The organism is Aeromonas bestiarum (assembly GCF_028751155.1).
Classification (GTDB): domain Bacteria; phylum Pseudomonadota; class Gammaproteobacteria; order Enterobacterales; family Aeromonadaceae; genus Aeromonas; species Aeromonas bestiarum.
The window spans coordinates 1,436,093-1,454,897 of record NZ_CP064746.1 but is presented as its reverse complement, the minus strand read 5'-3'; the positions used below and the strand labels follow the sequence as shown (position 1 = coordinate 1,454,897).

Below are 18,805 nucleotides of genomic sequence, written 5' to 3'. Positions count from 1 at the left end.
AGTTCGGGACAAAGAAAACAACTCAGTGTGCATGTTCACGCTCCCCGCTCTCATCTTGGCTCGCCAGAGCAAAGTGGATCGGCCCCAGCGGCTCGGCCTGCAGGATCCAGATCAGGGACTCCTTGCACAGCTCCAGCAGGGCCAGAAACGTCACCAGCACCCCCATGCGCCCCTCTTCGGCTCTGAGCACCTGTTCCAGCCGCAAGGTCCGGCCCAGCGAGAGCATGGCGAGGATCTCCGCCATGCGCACCCGGGTCGGGATCTGCTCGCGGCGGATCTGATGATGTTCGAAATGAGTCGCGCGTTTTACCACACTTTGCATGTAAAGGGCGAGCTCAACCAGCGAAACATCGGGAGTCAATGGCTTGAGAGAGCCAAAATCCGGCGGCAGGGCGGCGGCGATAAAGATCTCCCGCTCCACCCGTGGCAAGGCATTGAGACGCTCGCCCCCCACCTTGAAGCGCTCATATTCCTGCAGTCGACGAATAAGGGTGACGCGGGGATCTTCTCCCTCCTCTTCGTCCTCCAGCTCGGGGGCTTTGGGCAGCAGCAGGCGAGATTTGATCTCCGCCAGCCAGGCCGCCATCAGCAGATATTCCGCAGCCAGCTCCAGATTGAGCCCCTGCATCAGCTCCACGTACTCCATGTACTGGGCGGTGATCTGCAGGATCGGCAGGTTCAGGATATCCAGCTGCTGGCGCCGGATGAGATAGAGCAGCAGATCGAGCGGCCCCTCGAAGGTATCGAGGAAGACTTCCAGCGCATCGGGCGGAATGAACAAGTCCTGGGGCAGCTCATGGTAGGGCTGCCCCAGCACCCGCGCTATGGGGGATGGGATGGCCTGGGGGGGGACACCCTCCCCGGTTGCGCCCAACGCAGGCGGGGCCATCACGGGCACAGAGTCATCACTCAAACGGGGTCGGGTCTCCGGCGCCACGACGACGCAGCACGGGCTCGTCATCGGAGAAATCCACCACAGTAGTGGGCTGCTCACCCAGATAGCCACCGTTGACCACCAGATCCAGCTGCTTGCCCAGCTTGTCGAAGATCTCTTCCGGGTCAAACTCCGCCATCTCCGAACCCGGCAGGATCAGGGTGGTGGAGAGCAGCGGCTCGCCGAGGGCTTCCAACAGGGCCAGCGCTATGTTGTTGGCGGGCACCCGGATGCCGATGGTCTTCTTCTTTTCGTTCATCAGGCGGCGCGGCACTTCCTTGGTCGCCTTGAAGATGAAGGTGTAGGGCCCCGGCGTGTTGCCCTTGACCAGGCGAAACGCCGTGTTGTCCACCTTGGCATAGGTGGAGATCTCGGAGAGATCCCGGCACACCAGGGTGAAGTCGTGGGTGGGATCGATGCGACGGATGCGGCAGATGCGCTCCAGCGCGCCCTTGTCACCCATCTGACAACCGAGCGCATAGCCGGAATCGGTCGGGTAGGCAATGACGCCACCGTTCTGGATGATCTGCACCGCCTGACCGATCAGACGGGCCTGGGGATTTTCCGGATGTACGTAAAAATGCTGACTCATATGCTCTTCTCGCGATAGGGGCACGCGCGGTGCCCGCTTCATGGTCACGGGTTCCAGACCCATGACGCTACCTTAACCTGTTTGACGCCGGTTTGCCCTCCCATGCAGCAGAGGGCCGGCGGCCGACTCCGTGCTAGCGACTGGCCAGCAGGGCGGCATGCTGCTCGGTGGTGAGCCCGAAGTGGCCGGGATAGGCCAACCAGACCGGCATGCCTTCCTTGGGTAGCCAGAGGTGGCGGCCCAGCTCGGTCCAGTTGGACGGAAAGTGAAAATCCGATCCCACCGAGATGTAGAGGTCGTGATCCTTCGCCCACTGGCCCAGGTTGGCCCGCTCCTGCGGGCTCTGCTGGGGCAGTGACACCTCCATGGCATCGCCACCGGCCGCCTTGAAGGCCACCAGCAACCGCTTGATCCACTTGGCGGTGAGATCGTAACGGCTGGGATGGGCCAGTACCGCCAACCCGCCTGCGGCGTGAATGGCAGTGATGGCCTCGCTCATCTCGGGCCACTCGGCCGGGGCATAACCCTTGTTGCCTCGGCTCAGGTACTTTTTGAATACCTTCTGCATGTTGTCCGCCACCCCGCGCGCCACCAGCACACGGGCAAAGTGGGCCCGGGTCACGGCGGCATCACCGGCCAGCGCCTTGGCCTCTTCATAGGTGCCGGGGATCAGGCACTTCTCCAGACGGCGCCCTATTTCCAGTGCGCGCGCCTCGCGGCGAGCCCGTTGCCCCGCCAAAAACGCCACCAGCTGCGGATTTTTTTCATCCACCCCCAGCGCCACTATGTGGATCTCGTGATGCTCCCAGCCGGTGGAGATCTCGACCCCGCTCACCAGCCGCAGCGGCAGTTGCTCGGATGCTATGGTGCGGCGCACCTCATCAAGCCCGTCAAGGGTATCGTGGTCAGTGACTGCTAACACCTCGACCTGTTTTTCGGCGGCGCGGCGCACCAGTTCGGCCGGGCTCAACACACCGTCGGAGGCAGTGGTATGACAGTGAAGATCGAATCTCATCAGGTTATTCCGCTCTCATGATCAGGTCACCATCGGTGAAAGAAGGCTAAAAAGCGACTTGACTTGGCCGCGGCTTTATCGTTTTCTGTAGGCACTTCATTGCAAACAAAATTTTACAGGACTCTATCATGCAAACGACTTCCATCCTGACCATCTGGTGGTGGCACACTCCCTGACATGCGGGCGTGTGGTCGTTGCTGTATCTGTAATCTGACAGCAAATTAAGAACCCAAAGAAAAAGCCCGCTGACCCCAGCGGGCTTTTTTATTATCCGGCAAATGGACCTGTGATGAAACCGAGAATTCAGACAAGAACACTGACCTGGCGATGGCGACCCTACTGAAACCGCCTAAACCAATTTAATTTCCAAGGAATTCAATGTCATGAACATCGGTAAAAAGCATCACACGCAAGGGAACGCACTATGACCGTCAATACGACTCGCTTGCCCCTGGGTGAATTCGATACCCTCAAGCTCAACGCCCCCTATGTGGCCGACCCGCTGGCGCTCTACACCCGACTCTGCCAGGGTCGCCCCAACAACCTGCTGCTGGAATCGGTGGAGATCGACTCCAAGGCGGGCAAGCAGAGCCTGCTGCTGGTCGATGCCTGTCTGCGCATCGAATGCCGGGGCCGCACAGTGCGAGTGCGTACCCTCAACGACAACGGCGCCCAGTTGCAGAGCCTGCTGGCCGAGCGTCTGCCCGCCGCCGTCGCGCAGAGCATGGTGGATGGCGAGCTGCAGCTCGACTTCCCGGCCTCCGATCGGGAACAGGATGAAGACTCTCGTCTCAAGGGGAGCAGCGTGCTGGACGTGCTGCGCACCCTGCAACAGGAGTTGCAGTGCCAGCTGGGTAAAGAAGCATTGTTTATGGCGGGCAGCTTCGCCTACGACCTGATCGCCTCCTTTGAAGATTTACCGCAGGTGCCGGAGGGGAGCAACAGCTGCCCCGACTACTGCTTCTATGTGGCCGAGACCCTGATCACCATCGATCATATCGAGCGCACCACTCAACTGCTGGCCTGCATCTTTGGCGGCGACAGCGATGAGAGCCAGGTGGAAGACAGATATAGCCGCCTGAGCGATCGGCTCACCGACTTCAAACAGATTTGCCAACAAACCCTGAGCGCCGAGCTGGCCACCCAGCCCCTCACCGGCGGCATGAGCGTGGACAAGGGCGACAAGCAGTTCTGCGCCGAGGTGGAGAAGCTCAAGGGCTTCATCCGCCGTGGCGACATCTTCCAGGTGGTGCCGTCCCGCTGCTTCTCCCTGCCCTGCCCGAACCCGCTGGCCGCCTATCGCCGCCTCAAGCAGACCAACCCCAGCCCCTACATGTTCTACGTGCAGGATGAGGGCTTCACCCTGTTTGGCGCCTCGCCGGAGAGCGCGGTCAAGTTCTGCGCCGCCAGCCGCGACGTCGAGATGTACCCCATCGCCGGCACCCGTCGCCGTGGCTTGAACCCGGATGGCAGCATCAACCGGGATCTGGATGGCCGCATCGAGCTGGAGCTGCGCCAGGATGAAAAAGAGGTGGCCGAGCACCTGATGCTGGTGGATCTGGGCCGCAACGACATAGCCCGCATCTCCGAGCCCGGCACCCGCTACGTCAAGGAGCTGCTCAAGGTGGATCGCTACAGCCACGTGATGCACCTGGTCTCCAAGGTGGTGGGCACCTTGCGTTCAGACCTTGACGCCCTGCACGCCTATCAGGCCTGCATGAACATGGGCACCCTCACAGGTGCCCCCAAGATCCGCGCCAGCGAGCTCATTCGCATGGTGGAGGGCAAGCGCCGTGGCAGCTACGGCGGCGCCGTCGGCTACATCAACGGCGCAGGCGAGATGGATACCTGCATCGTCATTCGCTCGGCGTTTGTCAAAGATGGGATGGCCCATGTGCAGGCAGGCGCCGGTGTGGTCTATGACTCCAAACCCCAGGCCGAAGCGGACGAGACCCGCGCCAAGGCGGCCGCCGTGCTGGCCGCCATCGCCGCCAGCCATGGCACCTCACTGCAAGCCCTGAACGCCCAGCAGGAGCAACATAAGGACGTGAGCCATGACTAACATCTTCCTGCTCGATAACTTCGACTCTTTCACCTACAACCTGGTGGATCAGTTCCGCTCCCTCGGTTATCCGGTGCGGATCTACCGCAACAGCCTGCCGGCGAACCGCATCATGAGCGAGATCGCCGCCTGCGAAGGGGATGCGGTGCTGGTCCTCTCGCCGGGGCCGGGTGCGCCTCACGAGGCGGGCTGCCTGATCGATCTGATCAAGCTGGCCCGCGGTCAGGTGCCCATCCTCGGCATCTGCCTCGGCCATCAGGCCCTGTGCGAAGCCTACGGCGGCACAGTCGGTGCGGCGGGTGAAATCGTCCACGGCAAGCGTTCGCTCATCGAGCACAACGGCCACGGCGCCTTCGCCGGTCTGCCGAGCCCGCTGCCGGTGGCGCGCTACCACTCGCTGGTGGCCACCTATGTACCGGAAGAGCTGACTGTGATTGCCCACTATCAGGGCATGCCCATGGCCATAGAGCAGCAGGACGACAGGGTGCTGGGCTTCCAGTTCCATCCCGAATCCATCATGACCTCGGAAGGAGCCCGCCTGCTGACCCAGGCGCTCGCCCATATCACCCGTCCAGTTAGCAGTGTGCGGTAAGGAAGACCCTATGCATCATCATCTCAACACCCTCTATCAGGGTCAGTCTCTGAGCCGTGAAAGTACCCGCGACGCCTTCGGCCAGGTGGTACGTGGCGAAGTGGATCCCATAGTGCTGGCGAGCCTTCTGACCGCCCTCAAGATAAAGGGGGAGACACCGGAGGAGATCGCTGGCGCCGCCGAAGCCCTGCTGGCGGAGGCGCGCGACTTCCCGCGTCCGGACTACGAGTTTTGCGACATAGTCGGTACCGGTGGCGATGGCCTCAACACCATCAATGTCTCCACCACCTCGGCGCTGGTGGCCGCCGCCTGCGGCCTGAAAGTGGCCAAGCACGGCAACCGCTCGGTCTCGAGCAAGTCGGGTTCGAGCGACCTGCTCGACAAAATGGGCATCAAGCTCGACATGAGCCCGGCGCAGGCGCGCCACTGTCTGGACGAACTCGGCATCTGCTTCCTGTTCGCCCCCCAGTACCACGCCGGAGTCCGCCACGCCATGCCGGTGCGCCAGGCCCTCAAGACCCGCACCCTGTTCAACGTGCTGGGGCCGCTCATCAATCCGGCCCGCCCCACTTATCAGCTGATGGGGGTCTATGCCCCCGAGCTGGTGCGCCCCATCGCCGAAACCCTGCTGGCACTGGGTCTGAAAACCGGTATGGTGGTTCACGGTGCCGGGCTCGACGAGATTGCCATCCACGGCCCGACCCAGGTGGCCCAGATCCGTGACGGCGAGATCCGCGAATTCATGATCACCCCGGCTGACTTTGGCCTGGAGACCTATCCGGTCAGCGCCATTCAAGGGGGCGAGCCTGAAGAGAACCGCGCCATCACGGCCGCCATTCTGGCAGGGAAAGGCACCCCGGCCCACAACGCCGCCATCGCCGCCAACGTGGCCCCCCTGCTGCTGATGGCGGGCAAGGCGAAAGATCTCAAGAGCGCGGCGGCCCAGGTGCTGGCGGTGCTGGCGAGCGGCAAGGCAGCCGAGCTCGCCGCCCGGCTCGCCACCCTAAGCCATCAGGAGGCATGATGTCAGCCACTAACCAGCACGGTACTCACTCAGGCACTAGCTCAGATCGCCCGCAGGGCAGTACCCAGTTTCGCAAGGATAACGAGATGTCAGACCTTATTGCCCCCCATGCCTTCCTGAACATGGCCTCCATCAACCAGACCATTCTCGGCAAGATAGTGGCGGCCAAGCAGGAATGGGTCGCCGCCCGCAAGCTGGCCCAGCCGCTGGAGAGCTTCCAGAGTGAACTGGTAGCAAGCGATCGGGATTTTGTCGGTGCGCTCAAGGCCGGTTCCACCCGCTTTATTCTGGAGTGCAAGAAGGCCTCCCCCTCCAAGGGCCTGATCCGCGACGATTTCAGCCCGGAGGCCATCGCCGACATCTATGGTAAATACGCCACCGCCATCTCGGTACTGACCGACGAGAAGTTCTTTCAGGGGGATTTCGCCTTCCTGCCGCGAGTGCGCGCCAGGGTCCAGCAGCCGGTGCTCTGCAAGGATTTCATGATTGACCCCTATCAGCTCTATCTGGCCCGCCACTATCAGGCCGACGCCATTCTCTTGATGCTCTCCGTGCTCACCGACGAGGGCTATCAGGTCCTGTTCGCGGTGGCCAGGGAGCTGGGTCTGGGCGTGCTGACCGAGGTGAGCAATGAAGAGGAGCTGACCCGCGCCATAGCGCTTGGCGCCCCCGTGATCGGCATCAACAACCGGGATCTACGCGACTTGAGCGTGGATCTGAACCGCACCAAGCAGCTGGCCGTCCGCATCCCGGCGGATCGGGTAGTGATTAGCGAATCCGGCATCAAGGATCGCACCCAGGTGGCCGAGCTGCGCCACCATGCCAAGGGCTTCCTGGTGGGCTCCTCCCTGATGGAGGAAGCCGATCTGGAGGCCGCGGTACGCAAACTGGTGCTAGGCCAGAACAAGGTGTGCGGCCTGACCCGTGCCGAAGATGCCGCCGCCGCCCATCAGGCGGGCGCCGTGTTCGGTGGCCTCATCTTTGTGGCGAAAAGCCCGCGCTACGTGGACATTCCCGCCGCCCGTACCGTGATGGCTGGCGCGCCGCTCTCTTACGTCGGGGTATTTCGCAACGCCCAGCAAGAGACCATTGCCAAGACGGTGGAGGCCCTGGGACTGGCCGCGGTGCAACTGCATGGCGATGAAGATGCCGCCTATATCGACAACCTGCGCCCCCTGCTGCCGGCAACTTGCCAGATCTGGAAAGCCGTAGGCGTCTCTCTCGGCAAAGAAAGCGGCGACCCCCTGCCCGCCCTCGACTATCCGGTGGATCGCCTGCTGCTGGATACAAAAGTGGGCAGCCAGAGCGGCGGCACAGGTCAAGCGTTCGACTGGGCCATGCTGGCCGATCTCGATAAAGCCAGGCTGATGCTGGCAGGCGGGCTCAATCCCGACAACGCCCTGCAGGCGGCTCAGGTCGGCTGCCTCGGCCTTGATTTCAACTCCGGGGTAGAGAGTGCCCCAGGCCAGAAGGATGGCCACAAACTCACCGCTGCCTTCGCCGCCCTGCGCGCGCTCTAAGGCTGCCACTGGATCTCTGTGTCGTTTTTGATGTTCCGTTTTTGACTCAAGGTATAAGGAAGAAACCATGACCCTGCTTAACCCGTTTTTTGGTGAATTTGGCGGCATGTATGTGCCCCAAATCCTCATCCCCGCGCTGCTCCAGCTGGAGAAGGCCTTTGTCGATGCCAAAGAGGATCCGGCCTTTATCGCCGAATTTCAGGAGCTGCTGACCGAGTATGCCGGTCGCCCGACCCCGCTCACCCTGACCCGCAACCTGACCAAGGGCACCAAGACCCGCCTCTATCTGAAGCGTGAAGACCTGCTGCACGGCGGCGCCCACAAGACCAACCAGGTGCTGGGTCAGGCACTGCTGGCCAAGCGGATGGGTAAAACCGAGATCATCGCCGAGACCGGCGCCGGTCAGCACGGCGTCGCTACCGCACTGGCCTGCGCCCTGCTCGGCCTCAAGTGCCGGGTCTACATGGGCGCCAAGGATTGCGAGCGCCAGAAGCCCAACGTGTTTCGCATGAAGTTGATGGGCGCCACCGTGATACCGGTGCATTCCGGCTCCAGCACCCTGAAAGATGCCTGCAACGAGGCGCTGCGCGACTGGGCTGCCAACTACGACAACGCCCACTATCTGCTGGGCACGGCCGCCGGTCCGCACCCCTTCCCCACCATAGTGCGGGAATTCCAGAAGATGATCGGCGAAGAGGCCAAGGCCCAGTGCTTCAAGAAAGAGGAGCGGCTGCCCGATGCGGTGATCGCCTGCGTCGGCGGCGGTTCCAACGCCATCGGCATGTTTGCCGACTTCATCGACAACCCTGAGGTGCGCCTCATCGGGGTCGAGCCCGGTGGTCACGGCATAGAGAGCGGTGAGCACGGCGCGCCGCTGGGTCACGGCAGCAAGGGGGTCTTCTTTGGCATGCACTCCTACCTGATGCAGGACAAGCAGGGGCAAATTCAGGAGTCCTACTCCGTCTCGGCGGGGCTCGACTTCCCCTCCGTCGGCCCGCAGCACGCCCATCTGGCCTCCATCGGCCGCGCCGAGTATGTCTCCATCACCGACAAGGAGGCGCTGGACGCCTTCCAGGAGCTGGCCAAATCCGAAGGGATCATACCGGCGCTGGAGTCCTCCCACGCCCTGGCTCACGCCCTCAAGATGGCCCGCAGTGAACCGGAGAAAGAGCAGGTGCTGATCGTCAACCTCTCCGGCCGTGGCGACAAGGATATCTTCACCGTCGCCGACATTTTCGAGAAAGAAGGAACCTTGTCATGAATCGCTACGCACAACTATTCTCCCATCTGGACGCCGTCAATCAGGGCGCCTTTGTGCCGTTCGTGATGCTGGGTGACCCCACTCCTGAACTCTCGCTGGCCATCGTCGATGCGCTGGTCGAAGGGGGCGCCGATGCCCTGGAGCTCGGTATTCCCTTCTCCGATCCTGTGGCGGACGGCCCCACCATTCAGGGTGCCGCCCTGCGCGCCTTTGCAAGCCACACCACCCCGGACGACTGCTTCGATCTGCTCGCTCGCATCCGCGCCAAGTACCCGCAGTTGCCCATTGGCCTCTTGGTCTATGCGAATCTGGTTTATGTGCGCCAGATCGACGGTTTTTACGATAAGTGCCAGCAGGCGGGCGTGGATTCGGTGCTGGTCGCCGACGTACCGGTGCAGATGTGCGCCCCCTACAAGGCGGCCGCCGACAAGTTCGGCATCGACAGCATCTTTATCGCCCCGCCCAATGGCGACGCCGAGACCCTGAAACAGGTGGCGGAGCTTGGCAGTGGTTACACCTATCTGGTGAGCCGTGCCGGCGTGACCGGCGCCGAGACCAAGGCTGGCATGCCGGTGGATGGGCTGATCAACACACTGCGCGAGTTCAAGGCGCCCCCCGCCCTGCTCGGCTTTGGCATCAGCGAACCGGCTCAGGTGCGTGAAGCCATCAAGGCCGGCGCTGCCGGTGCCATCTCAGGCTCCGCCGTGGTGAAGATCATCGAGACCCACCACCAAAACCCGGAGCATATGCTGACCCGTCTGAAAGAGTTTGTGGAAGGGATGAAGGCTGCGACCAATCGATAAGGGATGGCATTGGCCAAATGCCATTGCCCGTGTCTGAGGAAAGGGAGCCTGATAGGCTCCCTTTCTATTTCCTGCTTGTTGCCGCTCCCTGCGTCTTTGTCCCCTCTCCCCTTGGGAGAGGGTCAGGGTGAGGGAACCTATAATCCCCCGGCGTTATCGAATCGCAGGTTCGAATAGCGAAACGTAATCAGACGTTCGCGATCTGGGCGGAGTTAATCCGAATTCCAACGGAGTTGATGTGGTGGCGTGGCTTCGCCACGCAAGACGCGAGTGCTTCGGCCTCGAAGGGGTTTCGCCCGCCCTTCGGGCCTGGGCGAGTGACTTTTCTTTGCGTGGCCAAAGAAAAGTCACCAAAAGAAAGGCCACCCCCGCTTATTCGCCCGACTGACGTCGGGTACCTTCGGCTCACCCTCTTGTCCAACGGCACGCGCCGATGGGCCTTTGGCCTCCGCCGTCCGTGGCTTCGGCCAAAGCCCGCTTCGAACATCCATGTTCTCGCGCTAAATCGGGTCGAGCTGTGCTCGCCCTTTCCGATTTTGCCCATGGCCCAGCGCCGCTCGCTCGGCATCCTGCCTCGCGGCCTGGACAAGAGGGCTCGCCTCAGCGAATAAGAGGGGGGTCAACACTGTGCCAGCCTGAGGCTACCGTGCAACAGTGAACAAGCCCGCTCTCCCCTTGGGAGAGGGCTGGGGTGAGGGGAATCCCCCTCCCCCCCCATTAACCCAACAGCTCACTTAATCAACAACTTCCACTAATTGGTTGAACCAGCTCAGATTTCTATAAACTCCCTCTTTCCATGTCTCAATCCGGCCCCTTAAAATAACCAAACGACAATCAACCTCTCGGGCACACCATGGCAGCGATTGTTGCTATCTCGCAGGTTAAAAGCAGCAAACTGGGGGCTGTCACTCAGGGGCGGTAGCGTGGTTTTTTGTTGGTTGGCGCAGAGCGTATCGAAGCCCAACAGGTGAGCATCTTTGCGCCAACTAGCTCGGGATAAACAAGGATGTGGCAAAACCGTAAAACAGATTTTCAGATATATTCCCGGTAAACGTTGGGCTTCACTTCATTCAGCACCAACCTACGATTTTTAGCCCAACATACGAGATAACCACTGCTATATTAAGGTGACACTTTTGAGTTTAAAGCGATTTATTGTTCCTGATCTAACAATCAATATCATGCAACTTGAAGTTGTTTTAATACTGGAGTCTCCACATACAAAAGAGATATTGCACGGACATCCATTAGCTGGTCAGGCTGGTCAAAGGATGACTCATATTTTCAAACGCCATCGTCTATTAAATACATTTAACCATACGAGCCCTTTAGGATGTCAAGTAAAAAAACTTAAATACCCAGAGTTAAGCATAATTAATGCTTGTATTATACCGATGCATAAGAATGCATATACAGCGTATTGTATGTCATCAGTTGATGCAAGGCTATCAAAAAAACTAAATAAAGTTAAAGAGAAATTACAAAGAAGAATAATACATAATTATAAACCAGTAGGAGTAGTTGAAAAATTTATTGTTTCCAACTTTCACAATAGAATAAATAACATAATAAATGCCCACAATGGGAAAGTTATATGTTTTATTCCTTGTGGAAATTTTGCTACCAATATATTTAATACTTGCAATATATCTGGGCATACAGTGATTAACGGCTGCCCTCACCCATCAAGTCGTAACTGGCAAAATTTTTTAACAAAAAACAGTATTGCAAATTGCATTCTTCCATAATTTCATATAACTAGAAGTCTAGTTTTAGTGTTGAAAATCACGATGCCAACTTTTCTGCACAAGACAAACTATAGACAGTACACAGGAAAGTGGATGTCCTTTATAGTATTTAGTTGAAATACCTCGAAATAATATATCCCTACGAGCAGAAACTGCTCAGTGGATAAATCAGTCGATTGCCTAACAAGCTATCGCAAGGCGCCTTTGGCGATTCTTAATTTCCATGTTAAACAAGCTTAAAGAATATCTTAATTTTTCAACAAAAGCAGGTGAATTATGCATATAGATCAATTAATAGAAAACATAAGAAATTATATACCCTTCCGATCAGAATCTGATGCGGCACATTTTTTAGAAACTTATGCGCAATCAGATCGAATCGCATTCGCCTCTGCATTGTATTTTGGCCGTAGTCACGTCCACTATAATGAGGTTAGCGAAGATTATGCCAAATTTCTTTTTTCTGGCGAAATGAATCGTTTTTGGGAGGAAAGTAATGTTCCTCAAGCTGATATCGCTCGTATATTGTATGAAAAAGGAAGTAATTTGAATTGGTATTATGATGCATTCTTGCGATGTACAACCAATTCAAACTATAACAGGGATAATTACTAAAGCATAAACTATAGAAATAATGACACTCATCATTCTGAGTAAGGCGTAACATAGCCAGCACTCAAAAAGATGAGTGTCCCAGTGTTACATCTCTCGTCCTTAAAATATGATCGACTCATCTTTTTATAATAACCACCTTAATTTAGGCATTATCATGAATAATAACAACTCTGCTTTTTTTGAAGAAATGTTAGGTGTGAAATTTGTCGGAATACGACAGATGAATGAAGGAAGATCCGTTGTTCTTTTTAAGTTTAGCACTGACAACACAAGGGAAAATAAAAGACTCAAGGAAATCATCAATTCCCTATCAGGAACTATGGGTGGAGATAACATTTACTTTGGTAACGCCTATGGAAATAACACCTATGATTTCTTCTTTAATGTTGAAAAAAAGAAAAACAACCTAGCAGATGAGTTAAAATATATTAGAACAATATTAAATAGGGCTATCCAACTTGCAGAAAATAATTCTTCATTTGTTTCTTTTACAATAGAAGTGGATGAATGTGTAAAGTTTGCAACATTTAACTACTTAAGCTACTTACCTCAATACTTAAAAAATTTGGATATTCCTGTTAGCTTTCAATCAAGTATAGTTGATGAACTAATCCAGATTTCCATACTACAACTAAGCAGTTGCACCAACAGTGAACTCGAAAGCTCATTAGGTGCATTTTTATTACTACCAACAATAGAAGACTTACAGTTAAAGGATTGCTCACAAGAAGTAACTGAGTTAATAGAGAAAATTTCGACTTATAAAAACAAACTAAATCAGCTAGTTCTCAACGCACCTATTATTGACAAAAAAGAAACTAGGACTGTAGAAGAAAAGCCCATAGAGTTATTCGGTGGCTATGTTAAGATACCAGCATTAGATATCTATGGCATTGAAATTAACGTGCCAAAAATAATTAACAAACTGAATTTCCGTAAAACTAAAAAAAACCAATAATATATTTCACAAAGATTCGAAAAACCAGCTCTCCCATCTTTCTCTGCAAGCCGTTACATAGCCAGAACATAAGGGATGGGTGTCCAAGTTTTTATTTGTTGCTCAGCCACGATATATCCAGCAGATATTCTCAATCCTACTACGACCTCCCCCTGCTCAATACCCGCCACCCCATCAACACCAGCATCAATACAACCCCCGGCAGCCATACCCAGTAGAGCTCGGAGAGGATCACCGCTTCACCTCGGGCGGTGAGATAGGCCTCCAGCTTGAAGGGGGCGACCCGAATAACCTGCCAAGGGGGCGAAGAAGCGCTCATCACGCCACGGCCAGAGCCAACCAACCCCCTTGCCGCCTGTGGTGAGGGAATCGAGCAGGCTGTGGGAGAGCAGAGAGACCAGCAGAAACGACCAGACAGTGGCGGCGTTAGCCTTAAGCTGGCGGTGAAACAGCATGGCCAGCGTGGGTAGGACAAAGGCGAACAACAAGGAGTGGGTAAAGCCGCGGTGGCCAAAGACATGGGCGTAAGCAACCCCCAATTTGAAAGCAAGCACATCGGCATCGGGCAGCATGGTGATGACAACCCCTGCCAGCAGCAGGCGTGGCGGAATAATCCGGCTGCCGAGCCCAAGGCAGAGGGGGACGGCGGCATGGGTGACTATGGTGGGCATAGAATGAAGCTCCAAATGAAAATGTGAGCCTACCTTATCCCCGCTCAGTGAAGTAAACGTGAAGTGCACTACGGCTCTGCAAGCGAGCCCCTCCCGGCCCCTCAGTCATCCCCCAGACCATCCCTAACCACCTCTTCTGTTCTAAAAAGTGAACCTCTCTACACTTTTCTCTCGCAAACAGCACCTAGACCGTAAAAGTGCACCATCGTACACTTTTTGTTGCTGTTTGCTCTTACCATGGGTTAAGGTGTAATAACCTACACTTTTTTCGTGATCATGATGACAGACGCATCGTTGCAAACCACCCCGAAAGCACTGGATCCCGCCTCGCTGGGGCTGGCGATCCGCGAGAGGCGCAAGGCCGCCAGGATGACCCAGGAGGTGACGGCCTCACTGTGCGGCATCTCCAAGAAGACCCTGATCAAGATTGAAAAAGGGGGGGATGTCTACCTCTCGACCCTGTTGCAGGTGATGAAGGCGCTGGGGCTGAGGTTGCAACTGGTGCAAGAAACGGGCTCACAGGTAGCGAGCGGCAACAGCCAACCAGAGGTCGGTGATGATGAGTGGTTCTGAGCACCATCGGCTGGAACTTCGGCTGGGTAACCAGCTGATCGGCCATCTCGAATATGACTCCAGCCGGGATGCGTTTCAGCTCGGCTATACACCTGAGTGGCAGGCGCGCGGATTCCCGCTCTCACCCCCACTGACGCTGGATGGCTCGGCAAGCAGCGCCCAGATCCGGGCGTATCTCGGCAACTTGCTGCCAGAAAATCGCGGGCTGGAGCACCTGATTGAGGCGCTCTGCGTTTCGCGCAGCAATCTCTTTGCCCTGATCCACGGCATCGGTCGCGATGTCTCAGGGGCTGTCACCTTTACCCTGCCCGCAGAGCCCGACGTCCCCACCCGGTTTCGTCCCATCACCCCGGAAGAGCTGATGCTGCGACTCGATCAGCCCGAGATCTGGCCGCTGGAAGTCTGGGATGGTCGCCCCCGCCTCTCGGTTGCGGGTGTGCAGGCCAAGCTCAACCTGCTGCGACTCGAGGGGGCGCTGGGATTTGGCGAGGGCGAGCTCTGTTCCACCCACCTCCTCAAGTTCGAGCACCATCCTCATCTGGTGATCAATGAATTTGTGACCATGCGGCTGGCCGCACTGCTGGGCATGCCGGTGGCACAGGTCGAACTGCACAGGGTCGGCCAAGGCGATAAGTCCCACCGAGGCTTGCTGGTGGAACGCTTCGATCGGCGCCTCGATGAAGATGGCTTGAGGGTGCGCCGTCGCCATATGATCGATGCCTGTCAGGGGCTGGGGTTTCCCGTCGCCCGAAAATATGAACGCAACTTCGGTGACGGGCGGGATGTGGCCCATATTCGGGAAGGGGTGAGCCTGCCACGGCTGTTCAGTCTCAGCGCCCTTTGCGTCAATCCGGCGCAGGCCAGACTGGACATGCTGCAATGGCTGCTCTTCAACCTCTGCGTCAACAATCACGATGCCCACGGCAAGAACTACAGCTTCTTCGTCTCGCGGGCAGGGCTGACGCCCACCCCCTGGTACGATCTGGTCAATGTGGGACTTTACCCCGAGTTCAACCAGCATCTGGCCATGGCCATTGGCGACGAGTTTGCCCCCGAGGCGATCAACGCATCGCAGTTGCTGGAGATGGCCGAGGCATGTGACCTGCCCAAACGCCTGTTGCAGCAGCCCTTGCACAAGATGGCCAACGACATCCTCCTTCATCTGGATACCGCCATCGCCATGGCTGAGACAGACAATCCCGTCGAGCTGGCTTATCTGGCACGCTACCGAGACGACGTTGAGCGTCGCTGCCGCCATTTTCAGGAACAGGCTGCGCTGTTACCCGACCTCCATCTGTAATCAATCCAACGAAAAAGACCCCCTCTCGCCCAGCGGCAAGAGGGGGTCTTTTATTTTGTGACGCTGACTAATCGGCTATTACATCGAGCTATCAGGCCAGCGAGACAAAGATCCCGGCCAGGGTGGCGCTCATCAGGTTGGCCAGGGTCGCCGCCAGCACCGCCTTGAAGCCCATATTGGCCACATCGTGACGGCGCTCCGGCGCCATGGTGCCGATGGAGCCAAGCTGCACCGCAATGGAGCCCAGATTGGCGAAACCGCAGAGGGCGAAGGTGATGATGATCTGGGTGTGGGCGCTCAGATCGGCCTTGATATTGGCAAAGTCCAGATAGGCGACGAACTCGTTCATGATCACCTTCTGACCAATCAGGGATCCTGCCGCCATCATCTCGCTGGCGGGCACGCCAATCAGCCAGGCCACCGGGGCAAACAGATAGCCAAGCAGTTGCTGCAAGGAGAGATCGGCCCAGCCGAACCACTCGCCGACGGTGGTGAGACCGGCGTTGATCATGGTGATGACGCTGACAAAGGCAAGCAGGATAGTGCCGATGGCCACGGCGATCTTCATGCCGCTCATGGCGCCGCCCGCCAGCGCATCGATAGCGTTGCTGTAGTCGCTCTTGTCGAGGGTGATCTCGGCCTGATCGCTCACCTGCTGCTGCTCCGGCACCAAGAGTTTCGCCATCAAGAGACCACCCGGCGCCGCCATAAAGGAGGCGGCAATCAGGTATTTAAGATCCACACCCAGACCGGCGTAACCGCCCAGCACAGATCCCGCCACCGAGGCCATGCCGCAGGTCATCACCGCAAAGAGCTCGGAGCGAGTCATGCCAGCGAGGAAGGGGCGAATAAGCAGCGGCGACTCCCCTTGCGACAGGAAGATATTGCCGGTAGCCACCAGGGATTCGGCGCGGCTGGTGCCGAGCAGGCGGTGCACCGCGCCGCCCAGTACCCGGATCACCCACTGCATGATGCCGAAGTGGTAGAGCACGGCGATCAGCGCGCTGATAAAGATCACCAGCGGCAGCACCCGCACGGCAAAGATAAAGCCGTTGCTGGCGAGATCGCCAAACACGAAACGGATGCCGCTGTCGGCAAAACCGAGCAGGGCGGAGACGCCATTGCTCATGGCACCGAGCATGATTTGTCCGGGGGGGAAATAGAGCACCAGCGCAGCAAAACCGGTTTGCAGGGCGAGCGCACCCAGCACGGTTCGCCAGCGGATGGCGCGGCGGTTTTCACTGGCCAGCCAGGCGATAAACATCAGGGCCAGCATACCGACCAGACTCAATAACAGTGTCATCTTGCACCTATGAAGAGAGGAGTTTCATATGGCAAGTCTGCAGACAGGCGTCGCGGGCGATCCGGCGGGAGAGGTGCCGACCCACGCGACACGCAGACCACAAACCTACAGGTTAGTGGCGGGTCCCATCCTGGGGTCATTCACGTTCCGGGTGACAGCATGTATCGGGTGACGCCAGCGCCGTCGCAGGGGGAGATGCGGCCGGGTGGCAGGTCGGGCGGCGATGCTACAGTGATCGCTGTCACAGAAAAAGCGGTAAAACGATTGGCTTAGGCAACTTTTTCACCCCGGACAGGGGCTCGCCCGAAAACGCGGCAGGATTGACCCGCAAGTGAGCACAAGCCCAATGAGCGCCAGCCAGCAGGGCCCAGCAGCTCGGCAGACGGCACAGGAGCGAGGCACAGACCCCATCCCCGGATAACCGAATCGGTTCACGTTTTTTTCATCTGAAAAGGAGTAGAGTAGGCAATCACCAAGTTTATGTTTTTATTGGAAAAGCCCCTACGGGTCATGCAATGGCATAACGCCCTTAACCCCAAGTGGAACGCCATGATGAAGAAAACCGCGATTGCCCTGACCCTGGCCAGCCTGTTGGCGCTGCCAGTGTTTGTCTCCACCAATGCCTGGGCTGCTCCGGTGCGCTCCCTGCAAAAGGAGCAAAACTACGACCAGTACATCAGCAAGCGCCAGGTGGTGGATCAGCTGCTGGCAGATGCCTGGCAGATCTTCAAGTCGCCGGCCCGCATCTCCACCGCCGGCTTCACCGCCAAGATGCCGAGCAACATGGAGCAGGTCACAGAGCTGCTGCTGCAGGCCTATCAGCTCGAACCCTATCGCACCGACCTGCTGATCTCGGCGGCCAACGCCCAGATTTACAACGGCAACGTGGACAAGGCCATAGGCCTGTTCGAGCAGGCGCTCAGCACGGCGCCGGACGACATAGATCTGCTCACCTACCTGGCCACCTGGCAGACCTTCAAGCAAAACCCCGGCGCCGCCCAGGCATACCAGAGCAAGCTGGCGACCCTCAATCCCGGCCGCGCCGCCGATCTGCAGCGCATCCTGGATACGGTGGCCCGCGTCAACGCCACCCCGCTGAAAGAACAGGGGGAGCGTTCACCCAAGCCGGGCAACCGGGCCATCGTCACCCTGGGCTATGCCCTCAACCCCGATGGCAGCATGCACGACATACTGCTGGGCCGGCTGGAAACCACCCGCTCCCTGGCCCAGGCCAACCCGGCGGCGCTCATCATACTGACCGGCGGCGTGCCCCAGAACCGCCAGACCGAGGGCAAGCTGATGGCGGACTGGCTGGTGAAGAAGGGCATAGATCGCTCGCGCATCATAGAGGAGAACTACGCCACCAGTACGGTGGAGAACGCCCTCTACAGCGGCTACGCCCTCGCCCGCCACCAGATCCAGTACGCCACCCTGGTGAGCTCCGCCAGCCATGTGCGCCGGGGCCAGACATTGCTGGAGATCGCCTGCTGGCAGAGCGGCCCGGCCGGGATCCAGATAGACAGCGTCAGCTACCCGGACAAGTCGCTCTCGACCCTGGCCAAGGTGAGCGACAGCGAGTTGCTCGGTATCTACCGCGATGCGCTGCGCACCTATGGGCTGTGGAGCTACCGCTCGGCCCCGCTGATCGAGCGCTGATTAGCGCACCAGAGCCTTCACCGAACATCAGACCCGCCAATATGGCGGGTCTTTATTATTGCCAGCAATATGACTCCTTCAATATTCATAAACCGGGCAAGCATAGCCATAAACCTGTATTGGATGCTGACAATACCAGCCTGCTATTGCCAAGCGGCGGATATCAATCCCTCATATT

16 protein-coding genes and 1 pseudogene are annotated in these 18,805 nt (G+C 57.8%); 12 read left to right on the top strand and 5 right to left on the bottom strand.

All coding sequences use genetic code 11. From position 1 onward, the window contains the following. Positions 1-22: 22 nt before the first annotated feature. The 3 genes from IU367_RS06960 to rnm form a co-directional block, all read right to left on the bottom strand. Positions 23-889, bottom strand: a complete 867-nt coding sequence (locus tag IU367_RS06960; RefSeq protein ID WP_274454354.1) for a segregation and condensation protein A — start codon at positions 887-889, stop codon at positions 23-25. Between the two features lie 16 nt (positions 890-905). Continuing rightward, entirely contained in the window at positions 906-1,526 is a 621-nt protein-coding gene (locus tag IU367_RS06955; RefSeq protein WP_043134223.1) for an L-threonylcarbamoyladenylate synthase, read from the bottom strand. A 133-nt stretch (positions 1,527-1,659) separates the two neighbouring features. Next, entirely contained in the window at positions 1,660-2,541 is an 882-nt protein-coding gene (rnm, locus tag IU367_RS06950; RefSeq protein ID WP_241326313.1) for an RNase RNM, read from the bottom strand. Between the two features lie 424 nt (positions 2,542-2,965). Here rnm and IU367_RS06945 point away from each other — a divergent pair, with 424 nt between their 5' ends. The 9 genes from IU367_RS06945 (at position 2,966) to IU367_RS06905 (ending at position 13,124) form a co-directional block, all read left to right on the top strand. Beyond that, entirely contained in the window at positions 2,966-4,603 is a 1,638-nt protein-coding gene (locus IU367_RS06945; protein WP_274453808.1) for an anthranilate synthase component 1, read from the top strand. Beyond that, entirely contained in the window at positions 4,596-5,195 is a 600-nt protein-coding gene (locus IU367_RS06940) for an aminodeoxychorismate/anthranilate synthase component II (RefSeq protein ID WP_274453807.1), read from the top strand. Before IU367_RS06945 ends, IU367_RS06940 begins: the two co-directional genes overlap by 8 nt. Positions 5,196-5,205: 10 nt before the next feature. After that, complete coding sequence (gene trpD / locus IU367_RS06935; protein ID WP_274453806.1) at positions 5,206-6,219, top strand: anthranilate phosphoribosyltransferase; 1,014 nt, start codon at positions 5,206-5,208, stop codon at positions 6,217-6,219. Next, a complete protein-coding gene (trpCF, locus tag IU367_RS06930) occupies positions 6,219-7,739 on the top strand; it encodes a bifunctional indole-3-glycerol-phosphate synthase TrpC/phosphoribosylanthranilate isomerase TrpF (RefSeq protein WP_274453805.1) in 1,521 nt (506 codons plus the stop codon). The genes trpD and trpCF overlap by 1 nt, the downstream gene beginning before the upstream one ends. 67 nt (positions 7,740-7,806) lie before the next feature. After that, positions 7,807-9,000 carry a tryptophan synthase subunit beta gene (gene trpB, locus IU367_RS06925; protein WP_098983376.1) on the top strand — a complete coding sequence of 398 codons (1,194 nt, stop codon included), beginning with the start codon at positions 7,807-7,809 and terminating at the stop codon, positions 8,998-9,000. After that, the gene (trpA, locus tag IU367_RS06920) at positions 8,997-9,803 is read left to right on the top strand and encodes a tryptophan synthase subunit alpha (protein WP_274453803.1); all 807 of its coding nucleotides are present in this window, start codon (positions 8,997-8,999) and stop codon (positions 9,801-9,803) included. Before trpB ends, trpA begins: the two co-directional genes overlap by 4 nt. 1,136 nt (positions 9,804-10,939) lie before the next feature. Then, a complete protein-coding gene (locus IU367_RS06915) occupies positions 10,940-11,551 on the top strand; it encodes a uracil-DNA glycosylase family protein (RefSeq protein WP_274453802.1) in 612 nt (203 codons plus the stop codon). A 276-nt stretch (positions 11,552-11,827) separates the two neighbouring features. Continuing rightward, complete coding sequence (locus IU367_RS06910; protein ID WP_274453801.1) at positions 11,828-12,166, top strand: hypothetical protein; 339 nt, start codon at positions 11,828-11,830, stop codon at positions 12,164-12,166. A 154-nt stretch (positions 12,167-12,320) separates the two neighbouring features. Continuing rightward, complete coding sequence (locus IU367_RS06905) at positions 12,321-13,124, top strand: hypothetical protein (RefSeq protein ID WP_274453800.1); 804 nt, start codon at positions 12,321-12,323, stop codon at positions 13,122-13,124. A 139-nt stretch (positions 13,125-13,263) separates the two neighbouring features. Here IU367_RS06905 and IU367_RS06900 read toward each other — a convergent pair. Beyond that, a pseudogene (locus IU367_RS06900) lies at positions 13,264-13,795 on the bottom strand (metal-dependent hydrolase). Between the two features lie 279 nt (positions 13,796-14,074). On the opposite strand from IU367_RS06900, the gene IU367_RS06895 reads away from it, so the two are divergent. Then, the gene (locus IU367_RS06895) at positions 14,075-14,368 is read left to right on the top strand and encodes a helix-turn-helix domain-containing protein (protein ID WP_274453799.1); all 294 of its coding nucleotides are present in this window, start codon (positions 14,075-14,077) and stop codon (positions 14,366-14,368) included. Further along, the gene (locus IU367_RS06890; protein ID WP_274453798.1) at positions 14,352-15,668 is read left to right on the top strand and encodes a HipA domain-containing protein; all 1,317 of its coding nucleotides are present in this window, start codon (positions 14,352-14,354) and stop codon (positions 15,666-15,668) included. Before IU367_RS06895 ends, IU367_RS06890 begins: the two co-directional genes overlap by 17 nt. A 91-nt stretch (positions 15,669-15,759) precedes the next feature. On the opposite strand, the gene IU367_RS06885 is transcribed toward IU367_RS06890, so the two are convergent. Further along, entirely contained in the window at positions 15,760-16,971 is a 1,212-nt protein-coding gene (locus tag IU367_RS06885; RefSeq protein ID WP_111809397.1) for a NupC/NupG family nucleoside CNT transporter, read from the bottom strand. 552 nt (positions 16,972-17,523) lie between these two features. Here IU367_RS06885 and IU367_RS06880 point away from each other — a divergent pair. Then, positions 17,524-18,627 (top strand): ElyC/SanA/YdcF family protein, encoded by a 1,104-nt coding sequence (locus IU367_RS06880; protein WP_274454353.1) that lies wholly within the window; start codon positions 17,524-17,526, stop codon positions 18,625-18,627. The last annotated feature ends 178 nt before the right edge of the window (positions 18,628-18,805 follow it).